Origin of the sequence: Rhizobium sp. BT03 (genome assembly GCF_030053155.1) — a bacterium.
Taxonomy (GTDB): Bacteria; Pseudomonadota; Alphaproteobacteria; order Rhizobiales; family Rhizobiaceae; genus Rhizobium.
Genome location: NZ_CP125644.1, coordinates 261,069 through 274,969 on the forward strand (window position 1 = coordinate 261,069; position 13,901 = coordinate 274,969).

A 13,901-nucleotide genomic window follows, 5' to 3' on the forward strand; every position below is an offset into this window, starting at 1 on the left:
GCGGGACGGAGACGGAATGCCTGAGGTAGAGATCTTGATGGCCGGAGCCTATCCGGAATGGGATATGGTCGATCTGGAGGCGAAGTATCGCGTTCACCGCCTGTGGGAAGCGGCCGATAAGCCGGAACTGATCGCAAGGGTCGGCAAGGATATTCGCGCCATTGCAACGCGTGGCGAACTCGGCGCCTCCGCCGAGCTGATGAAGCAATTGCCGAAGCTGGAGATCGTCTCCTGTTACGGCGTCGGCACCGATGCCATCGACCTCTCCTATGCCCGCGCCAACGGCATTCGCGTCACCAATACACCAGATGTGCTGACCGAGGATGTCGCCGATATCGCCATCGGACTGCTGCTTGCCACGGCGCGGCAGATTCCGCAGGCCGATGTTTTCGTCCGCACCGGCCAGTGGGGCAATGTCGCCATGCCGCTGGTGACGCGGGTCGCCGGCAAGAAGGTGGGGATTGCCGGCATGGGCCGGATCGGCAAGGCGATCGCCAGGCGTGCTGCCGCTTTCGGCTGCGACATCTCCTACTTCGCCCGCAATGAGCACACGGATGTTGCCTATGCCTATCAGCCGGACCTGGTAGAGCTTGCCGATTGGGCCGATTTTCTGATCGTCATCGTCCCGGGCGGGCAGGCGACGATGAAGATCATCAACGCCGAGGTGCTCAAAGCGCTCGGCCCCAACGGCATGTTGATCAATGTTTCGCGCGGAACGACCGTTGACGAAGAGGCGCTGATCGCAGCCCTACAGGACGGCACCATCCAGGCCGCCGGCCTCGACGTGTTCCTGAACGAACCAAAGATCGATGCGCGTTTCCTAACGCTTCAAAACGTCGTGTTGCAGCCCCACCATGGCTCCGGTACGGTCGAGACCCGCAAGGCCATGGGCCAGCTGGTCAGAGACAATCTCGCCGCGCATTTTGCCGGCAACCCGCTTCCAACTCCCGTCGTGTGAGGGTTTTGATATGAAAGCCATCGTCATTCATGCCGCCAAGGATCTCAGGATCGAGGAGCGCGAGCCGGAGGCTGCGGGAGAGGGGCAGGTGGAGATCGCCATCGAAGCCGGCGGCATTTGCGGCTCCGACCTGCATTATTACAATCATGGCGGTTTCGGCACCGTTCGCCTGCGCGAGCCGATGATCCTCGGCCATGAGATCGCCGGCACGGTCAAGGCGCTCGGCGTCGGCGTAAGCGATCTTGCCGTCGGAGACCGTGTTGCGGTGTCTCCGAGCCGGCCGTGCAATCATTGCCAATATTGCCTGAAGGGACAGCAGAACCACTGCCTCAACATGCGGTTTTACGGCAGCGCCATGCCGATGCCGCATATTCAGGGCGGCTTTCGCCAGCGGCTGGTGGCGGAGCGCTGGCAATGCCACAAGGTCGCTGACGGCATTTCCATTCACGAGGCCGCCTTCGCCGAACCCTTTGCCGTGACGCTGCATGCCGCCAGCCGCGCCGGCTCGCTGCTGGGCAAACGGGTGCTCGTCACCGGCTGCGGCCCGATCGGCATGCTGGCGATCGTTGCGGCGCGGGTTCTCGGCGCCCGCGAAATCGTCGCGACCGATGTGACCGACAGCGTTCTGGCGATTGCCCGCACCAGCGGCGCGGATCGGACGATCAATGCTGCCACGCATGCCGCCGAGCTTGCCGCCTACGGCGCCGACAAGGGATATTTCGACGTCATGTTCGAAGCATCCGGCAATGAGCGGGCGGTGCGCGCCGGTCTGGAGGCGCTGAAGCCTCGCGCCGTTCTCGTGCAGCTCGGCCTTGGCGGCGATGTCTCCATCCCGCAGAACATGATCGTTGCCAAGGAAATCGAGATGCGCGGAACATTCCGCTTTCACGAGGAATTTGCGCTTGCCGTCGAGCTGATCAATGAGCGCCGCGTCGACCTGAAGCCGCTGCTGACAGGTGTCTTTAAGATCGACGAGGCCGTCGCCGCCTTCGAACTGGCAAGCGACCGCAGCAAGTCGATGAAAGTGCAGATCGCCTTCTGATATTAAAGCATGTCGCGCAAAAGTGTGCCGCGGTTTTGCGGCAAGGACATGCGTAAAAACAAAGAACTAAAGCGCGTCGCATGAATCAAGTTTGACGCGACGCGCTTTAGCGTTATCGGGCGCTTCGATCCGTGCTTTCGCGCAGCACGACCCTGTAGCTGGTCAATGTAATCTCGTCGCCGGTCGCCTCGCCGCCCGCCTGCAGCGCATCCAGCAGGCGGACGGCGGCCTGACGGCCGATGCCATAACAGTCGACATTGATCGTGGTGATGCTGGGATGACAGATCGACGAGATCTCGTAATCGCCGAAACCGGCAATGGCGATATCTTCAGGCACGCGCATTCCCCTGCGCTTGCATTCCATGATCGCACCGAAGGCCGACAGGTCGGAAACGCAGAGAACGACTTCCGTGTCCGGCCAGCGCTCCAGGAGACTCACCACTGCCTGGCCACCCTGTTCCATGGTGATCGGCGGCACGCCGAAGGAAATCGCCCGACCCGGTCCCAAGCCCAGTTCGTCGACGGCCTTCAGGAAGCCGCTTCGCCGCTGGCTGCCGCGCGTATCGCGCGCCGTCGTACCGCCGATATAGCCGAACCTGCGGTATCCTTGGCTGGCAAGCGCCCGCACCAGCAGGGCCATCGCCTCGCTGTTGGAAAAGCCGACGACATGATTGATCGGTTCTTCCGGAAGCTCCCAGGTTTCAACCACCGGAATTCCGGCCTTATCAAGCATGCGCCGCGCCCGGTCGGTGTGCGAACCGCCCGTCAGGATGATGCCTTCGGGGCGCCGGCGCAGCATCGCCTCGATCAGCTTTTCCTCTTTCTCGGCGGCATAGTCGGTATAGCCGAGCAGCAGCTGAAGACCGGTATTCTCGAGTGCATCGGTGATCCCGCGCGCCGTGTCGGAGAAATTCGAATTGTTGATGGAGGGCACGAGCGCCGCGATGAAGCCGCTGCGCCGCGAGGAAAGGCTGCCGGCGGAGAGATCGAGCACGTAACCGAGCGCATCGACCGCTTCCATGATGCGCTTGCGCGTCTCTTCGGAAACGCTCGCATCCTGGCGAAAGGCGCGCGAAACGGTCATCGCCGATACGCCGACATATTTGGCGACTTCAGCCATCGTCAGCTTTTGGGCGTCTCCTCCCTTGAGACGCTTGTCTTTTGGCTCATCCTCGTTTTTCACTGGTCTCCGCCCTCAAAACAGCTTCCGAGTTGGCAACTCGGATACGATAAAGTTATCGCTATCATCGCACAATCGATATTATTACCTGAATGCCGCGTTCCACAGTCCATCGATCTCTGTACGAGGGCTGCGAAACAAGGCAGAATGGTATCGATAACAATTTGAGACGAGGAGGCGTCATGTTCGGGGAAATCGAGGGTACGGGGTTCGAGGTTCTCGATCCGCGCTTTGAAGGCTGCTTCGTCGGCCATGCCCGCGTCGAGCGGCTTTGGACGGGCGGCCGCTGGTTGGAGGGACCGGCCTGGTTTGCCGCCGGGCGCTATCTGGTCTTCTCCGATATCCCCAACAATCGCATGATGCGCTACGACGACACCAGCGGGCAGACATCGATCTTCCGCTCGCCCAGCAACAACTCGAACGGCAACACGGTCGACAATCAGGGCCGGCTGATCACCTGCGAGCATCTGACGCGCCGCGTCACGCGGACGGATTTCGATGGTGGGATCAGCGTGCTGGCGGATCGGATCGCCGGCAAACGGCTCAATTCGCCCAACGACGTCACCGTCAAATCCGACGGCACCATCTGGTTCACCGACCCGAGCTACGGCATCCTCCACGATTATGAGGGCGACTACGGCGAGGAAGAAATCGGCGGATGCCACGTCTACCGGCACGACCCGGCGACAGGCGCAACCGACCGGGTGGCGTCCGATTTCGTCAAGCCGAACGGGCTGGCTTTCTCCCCTGACGAAACGATGCTCTATATCGCCGATACCGGAGCATCGCACCTGTCCGGCGGTCCGCGCCATATCAGGAAGCTGGCCGTGTCCGATGCCGGCAAGCTGAGCGACCTCGGCATTTTTGCCGAATGCACCGCGGGCTTTTTCGACGGTTTTCGCGTCGATCGGAAGGGAAGGATCTGGACGAGCGCCGGCGACGGCGTGCACTGCTATGATCCAGATGGCACACTGATCGGCAAGATCCATATTCCCGAGATCGTCTCCAACGTCGCTTTCGGCGGCGAGAGATTGAACCGCCTCTTCATTACGGCAACCACGTCGCTCTATGCGGTCTATCTCACGGCCAACGGCTCAAGACTGGGATAATCGCTGAGCCGCCTCTCAGGCGGCTTCGGTTTGTTGACAAACTCTCCTCCGTCATGCTCGGCCTTGTGCCGAGCATCTGACCACAATAATTTCTTGGCGGGAAAACCTTTATTTTCAGTGACTTAATTGAGCCGGCGTAGATCCTCGGCACAAGGCAGCACAAGGCCGAGGATGACGTCGCGGGTTTTGCAGTGGTTTGCCCGCAAGCCGGAGGCCGCCTTTTCAGGCGGCCTGCCTTTTACCAGCGCACGGGCGCTTCTTCCGTCATCGCTGGCTGAGTCCGTCAGCCAACCTGACGAGACCGAGGAAATCCGACCTGTAGCCGAAGCTATCCGTTCCCCGCGATGCCGCAGCGAGATCGGCAATCGCCTGATAGGGATAGGCATCGAGGGCGCTGGTGCGGCTCAATTTCTGGCCGAAGGCGGCGACGGCCACCGAGAAGCGGACGTCCCCGGGCGCGGCGTCGACGGTGGCGACCGCGTTGCCGTCGCCGACCGGCGTGGTGATCAGGGCGCTCTTGTCTTCCCCCGGCCGCTTGTAGCGCATCTTGACGAAGGCAAGCTCGCCCTGATGCGCGCTGCCCGATGTCTCGGCCGGCGCTTTGTTCGGCACGCCGTAACGCAGCTCGTCATTCATCACCGCGGGACTTCCCTTCGGCGTGATCTCGTAGATCGCCGTGACGCTGTGGCCGGAGCCGATATCGCCGGCATCGACTCGGTCGTTGTTAAAGTCCTCGCGGTTGAGGGCGCGTGTCTCGTAGCCGATCAGCCGGTATTCGGCGATCCGTTCCGGGTTGAACTCCACCTGGAACTTGACGTCCTTCGCAATCGGAAACAGCGTCGACCCGGCTTCTTCGACCAAGGTCTTCTGCGCTTCCGCCAGGGTGTCGATATAAGCGGCGCTGCCATTGCCGTTCTGGGCGAGCGTCTGCATCAGGGAATCGTTGAGATTGCCGCGGCCGAAGCCGAGCACAGTCAGGAAGATGCCGTCCTTGCGTTTCTCCTCGATGATGCGTTTCAGATCCTCGTCGCTCGACGGACCAACATTGAAGTCACCGTCCGTCGCCAGCATCACCCGGTTGACGCCGTCCTTGACGAAGGCCTTTTTGGCAAGATCGTAGGCCGCCTCGATGCCCTCGGCGCCGCCGGTCGAGCCTCCAGCCTCCAGCCTGTCGATCGCCGACAGGATTTTCGCTTTCTCCGCCACCCGCGTCGGTTCGAGCACCGTGCCGGCGTTGCCGGCATAGGTGACGATGGAGACGGTGTCGTCGGCCTTCAGCCTGTTGACCAGCAGCCGGAAGGCGCTCTTCAGCAGCGGCAGCTTGTCCGGCTCGTCCATCGAGCCCGAGACGTCGATCAGAAAGACCAGATTGGCGTGCGGCGCGGTCGCCGGCGCGATGTCGTAGCCCTTGATCGCCACATGCATCAGCTCCGTGTTCTGGTTCCACGGTGTCGGCATCACGGTCACGGTCGCCTTGAAAGGCTGCTCAGCATTTTCAGGCCTCGGCCAGTCATAGGGGAAATAATTGATCATCTCCTCGACGCGAACCGATTGCGGATCGGGCATCGCCCCGCCGGTGAGCGATCGGCGGACAAAGGAATAGGAAGCGCTGTCGACATCGGCGGAGAAGGTCGAGACCGGATCGTCCGCGACACTCTTGATCGGATTTGCCGCGGCATTGGCAAAGCGCTCGCGGCCGGGATCGAGCTGAATCTGCATACGCCCTTCTGCTGGCGGAATAGGCGAGGGGGCGACAGCCATCGGTTCAGCCAATAGCTGGCCCTGAGCAACCACACCGGGAGCGGCCGGCGCCGCACGTTTGGCCACTCCGAGTGCCGCGGCGGACTCCTCCGACTTGTTCTTAAGAGCTGCGATCTCGCCGGCATCGAATTCAGCGCGCAGCTCCGCAGCGGGCTTTGCGGCCTGTGGCTGCTTGTCCTGCAAGACTTGGGCGCTATCAGCCGCCGACGATTGAGCCGACCGAATCTCATCGGTCGTCGCTTCGGAAAGCTGGGGTTCGGCCGGTTTCGGCGCGTCATTTTTCGAAACAGTACCGGCGATCTTTTCCTGATCGACGATCGGCTGGTTGCGGGTCAACTCAAGGGTGAGATAACCGGCGGCGGGAATGACGAGCAGCGTCGCAAGCGCTGAACCGGCGAGGAATTTCTTGTTCACGGCAGGGCTCCATATCCAGTTGATGATGGAGCTTGGACGCCAGCCTTTCGCATTTCCTTGGGCCGCCGCTGCATTATTTTCCGCGCTGTCGAAAGCCTGCATCGCCGCAGTGAGCGCGCGCGCGCGCGCCTGCGGATCGGCTGCCGGCGGGGTGAGGCGGGAGAGTTTTTCGAGTTCCTTGTCCATCATACCTGTTCCTTGCCGAGCATGGCCTTCAGCCGCTTGCGCGCCTCGTGGACCTGCCAGGACACGGTCGCCTCCGAGCAGCCCATGATATCGGCAGCCGCCGAATGGCTGAGGCCTTCGCCATAGACGAGCAGCACGGCGTCGCATTGCCGTTCCGGCAAAGCGCGCACGGCCGCCCATAATGCGCTCGATACATCGTCGTCGTTTCCATCAGGCGCATCCTGCGAGGGTTCGGCAGCGTAAGCGCGGAATGTCTGCTCTTCCCGCACAAGCTTGCGTCTATGATCGCGGGCGGCGTTGAGCGTCAGCGTATAGAGCCATGTCCTGAATCGGCTGGCGCCGCGAAAGCCGCGAATGGCGGCGCCGAGCTTGACGCAGACCTCCTGAGCGATGTCGTCGGCGTCGGCGGAACTGCCCGACCAGCGCCACGCCGTCGCGTGGACGAAATCATAATGGCGCGAGACCAGTTGCCCGAAGGCCTCCCGGTCACCCCCCTGCGCTCGTTCTATGAGCTCCGCATCCAATGCGCACCTACCCCCAAGCTATCAGCCAAGATGCTATTTCGGGATTGAGACGTTTCTCCGATGGCTTTCCTTGGGTCGCCGGCAAAAAATTTATCGGATTTTTTTGAAAAGTCGGCGAAGCCCGAAAAAGGGGGGTTAAAATAAGGAAGTATCGCGACATCCACGGGTCGCGGCCAGACAGATTGCCTCCGCCGCAAAGGCGCATGATGGACGCAGAGTCGGCCAAGGGCATGATCCGCATGTCTAAAATCGAAAGGACCCTCAATGTCCGCTCCATCGCCTGTCCCCACCGAAAAGGCCATCCTGCAGTTTCTCCAGATTTGCAATAGCTTCTATCCCGCGGACGCCGTCGAAGCGCCGGTCGAGCAGCAGCGGCATTGGTACGATGCTCTCTGCGCGCGCTTCGACCGCCCGCTGCCGCCCGATATGATCTTTGCGGACGGCATGGTCCAGCGCATACCGATCCGGCGCTATCGTCCGCGGAAAATCGCCACGCGGACCATTCTGCTTTATCTCCATGGCGGCGGCTTCGTCGTCGGTTCGCTCGAGAGCCATCATGCGATCTGCGCCGAGATCGCCGATTTTGCCGGCGCCGAACTCGTCTCCGTCGATTACCGGCTGGCCCCCGAATATCGCTGGCCTGCACAGACGGATGACGGCTTCGCCGTGTTGAAACACCTGCTGGCCGCCAACAATAAAGTCGTGCTGATCGGCGACAGCGCCGGCGGCAACCTTGCGGCGGGGCTTGCCTTGCGGGCGCGCGACGAGGACCTATCAGGCGTCGTCGGCCAGGTGCTGATCTACCCCGCGCTCGGCGGGGACCTTACTGCGGGCTCCTATGTCGAAATGGCTGCAGCCCCCGGCCTGACGACGGCGGATGTCAGCTATTATCGCGAGATCCTGCAGGCGCCTGAAGGACATGAGATCGCCGAGCCGCTGCAGGCATCCTCCCTAGCCGGATTGCCGCCGGCCTTCATCACGGTGGCGCATTTCGACCCCTTGCGGGACGACGGCCGGCATTATGCCGCCCGGCTCACCGAAGCGGGCGGCGAAGTCTGGTTTCGGGAAGAGCCGCAAATGGTGCATGCCTGGCTGCGCGCCCGCCATATGAGCGATGGTGCGCGCGACGGCTTCCATGCCGTCTGCGAGGCCGTCAAGCATTTCGCCACGGCGTGACGATCACATCAGGTCGCGCGCAATCTTCTTTTCGGCAAAGATCTTTTCGAAGATCTGCACGTCGTCCTCGAAAGCGGTGACGACGGCGCTGACGATCCAATCGGTCGCAGTGCAGGCAATTCGCGCGGTTGCGACAGTCCGCACGAACCAGCCGGGGCGGCGCATGTCGCAGGTCCAGGTCGACGTGCCGGTCATCGACAGCGGACCATCCGGTGAAATCGACCAGATCTCCTCGCGCAATTGCCGGGTCGACAGGCCCGTCTCAGGATGTTCGGAGAGCCCCGTATCCTCATGGATGCGATAGTCCGTCCGATTGGCAGAGAGGTTGCGAACGACCTGCCGCTCCGTCGCCGCCGCCACGTGTTCGATATATCTCGGCAAAGGATCGGCATTGGCCGGCTCCTTGATTTCGATCCGGCGATGGTCGCCGAGCACCGGCAGCGCCAGGCCGACCGACGCCATGTCGACCTCGATGCCTTCATCCTCCGGCGGCGGAAGGATCATCGGCCAATAGGCGGTGGACAGCGAAAGACGCATGCGATGCCCCTTGCGGAAGCGATAGCCGCAGGCATCGAGCACAAGGCGGATCGGCACCGTGCCGCCCGGGATCAGCGGCCTGGGGTCGGCATTGCCGCCGCGGTGGGTGAGATTGACGACGCCGAAGGCAACCCGCATTGCTGTGCCATCAGGATGCACGTCGACAAGCCGGGCGCAGAGGTTCGCATGCGCCGCCCGAGGACGCAGCCTAAGCGTCAGCACGGGCCGGCCGAGATAGTCGCAATCACGCTCAAGCGGCATGGTATCGAAGACCAGCGAGCCGGCATCGTCGCAGCGCTGATCGATCGCCATTTCGGCGTCGGGCTTCAGCGTGAAATATTCACCCGATGCCGTGCCGGTATCGAGAGGAGACCTGACATAGATCGGATGCTCGGGCGCGTGCGGGATCGGCATGCCTTCCGTCAGCCGCCCGAATTGCTCGACATAGAAGCATTGCATCTTCGGCGGCGACCAGCTGTCCTTAGCCACCCAAAAGCCCGGATCGCTGTCGCGCCGCGGAGCGGGACGGACAGCATCGAGAATATAGGCGCGGGTCTGCGGCAGCCTGTCGATGCCATTGTTCTCGCCACGCAGCCATTTGTTCCACCAGGCAATCGCCTCGCCATGGAAATCGGCGCGCGGTTTCGGCCAGGCGAAGTGCGGATATTTGTGCACCCAGGGGCCGATCAGCGCCTTCGCCTTCTCGCCCAGACCCTCGACCGCCATCAACGGCGTATTGCGGTAACCGTCAGCCCAGCCGGCGATGACCAGCGTCGGGATCTGGACGCGGGAAAAATCCTCGGAGATCGAACCGTGACGCCAGAAATCATCGCGCCGCTGATGGGCCAGCCACTCCTCCATGAAAAAGGGTTCGCCCGCCAGGCGCTCCAGCCACATCGCCTTCCAGTCCTCGCCGGCAAGCGCCGGATCGGGCGGCCGCGACTGGTAACCGAGCATCGTCGCCGCCCATGACAACTGGGCGGAGAGATGGCAGCCGTTCTTGTAATGGATGTCGTCATTGTAACGGTCGACGGTCGAGGCGATCGAGATGACGGCTTTGAGCGCCGGCGGGCGCAGGGCTGCGACCTGCAGGCTGTTGAAGCCGCCCCAGGAGATGCCCATCATGCCGACCGCGCCGTTCGACCAGGGCTGCGCGGCAATCCAGGCGATCAACTCGCATGCGTCAGTGAGTTCCCGCTCGGTATATTCGCCGTCGATGACGCCGTCCGATTCCCCCGATCCGCGGATATCGACGCGCACGCCGGCAATGCCGGCGGCGGCGAATACCGGATAGGTCGACTCGTCCCGAAGGCTGGTTCCGTCCCGCTTGCGGTAGGGTAGGAATTCGAAGACGGCGGGAACGGGATCTTCAGCCGCTCCATCCGGCATCCAGATGCGGGCGGCAAGCCGTGTCCCATCCTTCAGCATGATCCATTCGTTATCGATGGTGGTGAAGCCGCGCGTAGCCATGTTCATTCCTCTCAGTGACCGGCGCTTTCCATGCGCCGCGTGGCGAGCACGCGTTCCAGCCAGCCGATTTCCATCTCCGGTACCGATTTCAGAAGCAGATCGGTGTAGTCGTCGAAGGGCGGCGACAGCGCCGTCGATTTCGGCCCGAAGCGCACCAGCCTGCCGCGATGCATCACCGCCACGCTGTCGGCGATCGCCCGGACGATCGCGATGTCGTGGGTGATGAAGACATAGGACAGCTGCTCTTCTTCCTGCAGGCGCAGAAGCAGTTTGAGGATACCCTCCGCCACCAGTGGATCGAGCGCCGAGGTCGGCTCGTCGCAGAGGATAAGTTCGGGCTTGGCGGCAAGCGCTCTGGCGATCGCGACGCGCTGCTTCTGGCCACCTGATAGTTCGGCCGGGTAGCGGTCGACGAAACCCTTGCCCATTTCGATCTGGTCGAGCAGTTCCTTGACCCGGGCGGTTTTCTCGGCACCTCTCAAACCATAATAGAAGGTCAGCGGGCGGCCGATAATGTCGCGGACCGTTTGCCGCGGGTTCATCGCCGTATCGGCCATCTGGTAGATCAGCTGGATACGCCTCAGATCGTCGTTCGGCCGGCTCTTGAGGCCCGGCATCAGCGGCTTGCCGTCAAAGACGATGCGCCCGCTGCTCGGCGGCAACAGGCCGGTGATGACGCGCGCCAGCGTCGATTTGCCGGACCCGGATTCGCCGACGACCGCGAGCGTCTGCCCCTTCGGCACATGCAGCGAGACATCGTGCAGCACCTTGAAGCCGTTGGAATATTCAGCGCTGACATTCTCCACTTTGAGAAGTGCTGCAGACTGGTCGGCGGCTTCCTCGCGGTAGGCCTGCCTGACATTGACGAGGGCTCGGGTATAATCCTCCCGCGGCGCCTCGATGATCTGCTGGACGCTGCCGTATTCGACTTGCTTGCCATAACGCAGGACCATGATGTCGTCCGAGATCTGGGCGACGACGGCAAGGTCGTGGGTGATGTAGAGAGCGGCGGTGTGGGTTTCCTCGATGGCATGCTTGATCGCCGCCAGCACGTCGATCTGCGTGGTGACGTCGAGCGCCGTGGTCGGCTCGTCGAAGACGATGAGTTCGGGGTTGGAGCAGAGCGCCATCGCCGTCATCGCCCGCTGCAACTGACCGCCGGAGACCTGGTGGGGAAAGCGCTCACCGAAGGTTTCCGGATTGGGCAGGCCGAGAACCCCGAACAGATAAAGCGCACGTTTGCGCGCCTCCTCCTTGCTCATCAATCCATGTTTGACCGAAGCCTCGATCACTTGGTCGCCGAGTCTGTGCGCCGGATTGAAGGCGGCCGCCGCCGATTGAGCGACATAGCAGACCCGGGCGCCGCGAATTTTCCGGATGCCGTTCTTGCCGAGCGTCAGGATATCGGCGCCGTCGAGCAAGACCTCGCCGCCGGTGATTTCGGCGCCGCCACGGCCGTAGGCAAGCGCGGAAAGGCCGATCGTCGACTTGCCCGCGCCCGATTCGCCGATCAGGCCGAGAACCTTACCCTTCTGCAGGTCGAAGGAAACGCCGTCGACGATCGTCACCCGCTTGGGCGGTTCGCCGGGGGGATAGCTGGTTGCTTCGATCTTCAGATTGCGGACGGAAAGAAGCTCAGGCATCGCCGCGCCCTCCCTTGAGGCTGGATGTGCGTTTCAGGAGCCAGTCGACGACGAGGTTGACGCAGACGGCAAGCACGGCGATCGCCGTGCCCGGCACCAGCGCGGCCGATATGCCGAAGATGATGCCGTCCTTGTTGTCCTTGACCATGCCGCCCCAATCGGCCGCCGGCGGCTGGATGCCGAGGCCGAGGAAGGAAAGTGTCGAGAGGAACAGGATCGAGAAGGCGAAGCGCAGCCCGAACTCGGCCAGTAGCGGCGACAGCGTGTTCGGCAGAATTTCGCGGAAGATGATCCAGAGCTTGCCTTCACCGCGCAGCTTCGCCGCCTCGACGAATTCCATCACCGCCACATCGAGCGCCACGGCGCGGCCGAGGCGGTAAACGCGGGTGGAATCGAGGATCGCCATGACAAGGATCAGGACGACGATGTTCTGCGGCAGGACCGCCAGCACCACCAGGGCGAAGATCAGCGTGGGGATCGACATCATCAGATCGTTGAAACGCGACAGGACAGTGTCGACGACACCGCGCGAGACGGCGGCGGTGAAGCTTAGGATGATGCCGAGCGAGAAGGAGATGACGGTGGCGGCCGATGAGACCAGCAGCGTCGTGCGGGCGCCGTAGATCAGGCGCGAGAGGATGTCGCGGCCGAGATTGTCGAGACCGAAAAGATATTGATCGTCGGGCAGCTGCCAGACATCGCCGACGACCTGCGTCTCGCCATAGGGGGCGATCCAGGGTGCAAAGAGCGCGAAGATGAAGGCGATGGCGATGCCTGTTATACCGATCCAGGCGGTGATGGGAATATCTCGTGCTCTCATCGCGGATGCCTCAGCCGGGGATTGGCGACGATCGCGAGGATATCGGCCGTCATATTGAGGAAGATGTAGACGGCCGCGAAGATCAGGCCGCAGGCCTGCACCACAGGCATGTCGCGCACGGTGACCGCATCGACCATATATTGCCCCATACCGGGATAGACGAAGACAACTTCGACGACGACGACGCCGACCACGAGGTAGGCGAGGTTCAATGCGACGACATTGATGATCGGCGCCAGCGCATTGGGAGCGGCGTGTTTGACGATCGAGCGGAAGGCGCCGAGGCCCTTCAGCTCGGCGGTCTCCATATAGGCAGACGACATGACCGAGAGGATCGCCGCCCGCGTCATGCGCATCATGTGCGCGAGAACGACGAGCACCAGGGTCGCGGTCGGCAGCGCGATCGCCTTCAACCGCTCGACCAGACCCATGCTGTCATAGACCGTCGCCGGAAAGGTCGCCATGCCGAGCTTCACCGCGAAGAAGAGGATCAGCAGATAGCCGATGAAGAATTCCGGCAGGGAGATCGCCGCAAGCGAAATCACGTTGATGATCTTATCCGGCATGCGGTTGCGGAAATGCACCGAGAGCATACCGAGACCAACGGCGAGCGGCACTGAGATCAAAGCTGCAAAACCCGCCAGAAAAAGCGAATTTCCCAAGCGCTTGCCGATCTGCTCGCTCACCGAATTCTTGCTGGCCCAGGACGTGCCGAAGTCCCCCTGGACGGCGTTGCCGAGCCATTCGACGTAACGTGTCGTCACCGGCCGGTTCAGCCCGAGATCCTGACGGATATTGGCGACGGCCTGCGGTGTGGCCGACTGACCGAGATAGGTGGTGGCAAAATCGCCGGGCAGGGCTTCCAGGCCGCCGAAGATCAGGATGGAGACGGCAAAAAGCAGAACGATGCTGAGCACGAAGCGCTCGAGGATGAGGGCAAGCAGCGGAAAACGCTGCCGCAACCTCAAGCCCGGCAAGATATTGCTCGGGGCAGGATTGGTCATGGCGAAGGCCTCTCGTAAAACGTCAGGAGGGACCGCAGGTTTCATCCCGCGGTCCCGGCTTCGTCGGAGATCGAAGG

General features: G+C 62.4%; 11 protein-coding genes. 4 read left to right on the top strand and 7 right to left on the bottom strand.

Features of this window, described 5'->3' with window-relative positions; translation table 11 throughout:
* Positions 1–16 precede the first annotated feature (16 nt).
* On the top strand, positions 17–958 hold the full coding sequence (locus tag QMO80_RS30795) for a 2-hydroxyacid dehydrogenase (protein WP_283201344.1): 942 nt from the start codon (positions 17–19) through the stop codon (positions 956–958).
* Positions 959–968: 10 nt separating this feature from the next.
* Entirely contained in the window at positions 969–2,000 is a 1,032-nt protein-coding gene (locus QMO80_RS30800; RefSeq protein ID WP_283201345.1) for an L-idonate 5-dehydrogenase, read from the top strand.
* 112 nt (positions 2,001–2,112) lie between these two features.
* Here the strand turns inward: QMO80_RS30800 and QMO80_RS30805 are convergent, their stop codons facing one another.
* The gene (locus tag QMO80_RS30805; RefSeq protein WP_283201346.1) at positions 2,113–3,183 is read right to left on the bottom strand and encodes a LacI family DNA-binding transcriptional regulator; all 1,071 of its coding nucleotides are present in this window, start codon (positions 3,181–3,183) and stop codon (positions 2,113–2,115) included.
* 179 nt (positions 3,184–3,362) lie between these two features.
* Between QMO80_RS30805 and QMO80_RS30810 the strand changes: the two genes are divergently transcribed.
* Positions 3,363–4,289, top strand: coding sequence for an SMP-30/gluconolactonase/LRE family protein (locus QMO80_RS30810; RefSeq protein WP_283201347.1), 927 nt, complete (start codon positions 3,363–3,365; stop codon positions 4,287–4,289).
* Positions 4,290–4,553: 264 nt separating this feature from the next.
* On the opposite strand, the gene QMO80_RS30815 is transcribed toward QMO80_RS30810, so the two are convergent.
* Entirely contained in the window at positions 4,554–6,653 is a 2,100-nt protein-coding gene (locus tag QMO80_RS30815) for a VWA domain-containing protein (protein WP_283201348.1), read from the bottom strand.
* Positions 6,650–7,174 carry an RNA polymerase sigma factor gene (locus QMO80_RS30820; RefSeq protein ID WP_283201349.1) on the bottom strand — a complete coding sequence of 175 codons (525 nt, stop codon included), beginning with the start codon at positions 7,172–7,174 and terminating at the stop codon, positions 6,650–6,652. Before QMO80_RS30820 ends, QMO80_RS30815 begins: the two co-directional genes overlap by 4 nt.
* Positions 7,175–7,438: 264 nt before the next feature.
* On the opposite strand from QMO80_RS30820, the gene QMO80_RS30825 reads away from it, so the two are divergent.
* Positions 7,439–8,350, top strand: a complete 912-nt coding sequence (locus QMO80_RS30825; protein WP_283201350.1) for an alpha/beta hydrolase — start codon at positions 7,439–7,441, stop codon at positions 8,348–8,350.
* Between the two features lie 3 nt (positions 8,351–8,353).
* Here QMO80_RS30825 and QMO80_RS30830 read toward each other — a convergent pair whose 3' ends face one another.
* Genes QMO80_RS30830 through QMO80_RS30845 form a run of 4 tightly spaced genes read right to left on the bottom strand, consistent with a single transcriptional unit; the run spans position 8,354 to position 13,824 of the window.
* Complete coding sequence (locus QMO80_RS30830) at positions 8,354–10,357, bottom strand: CocE/NonD family hydrolase (protein ID WP_283201351.1); 2,004 nt, start codon at positions 10,355–10,357, stop codon at positions 8,354–8,356.
* Between the two features lie 11 nt (positions 10,358–10,368).
* Positions 10,369–12,000, bottom strand: a complete 1,632-nt coding sequence (locus tag QMO80_RS30835) for an ABC transporter ATP-binding protein (RefSeq protein ID WP_283201352.1) — start codon at positions 11,998–12,000, stop codon at positions 10,369–10,371.
* Complete coding sequence (locus tag QMO80_RS30840; RefSeq protein ID WP_283201353.1) at positions 11,993–12,820, bottom strand: ABC transporter permease; 828 nt, start codon at positions 12,818–12,820, stop codon at positions 11,993–11,995. The genes QMO80_RS30835 and QMO80_RS30840 overlap by 8 nt, the downstream gene beginning before the upstream one ends.
* The gene (locus QMO80_RS30845) at positions 12,817–13,824 is read right to left on the bottom strand and encodes an ABC transporter permease (protein WP_283201354.1); all 1,008 of its coding nucleotides are present in this window, start codon (positions 13,822–13,824) and stop codon (positions 12,817–12,819) included. Before QMO80_RS30845 ends, QMO80_RS30840 begins: the two co-directional genes overlap by 4 nt.
* Between the last annotated feature and the right edge of the window lie 77 nt (positions 13,825–13,901).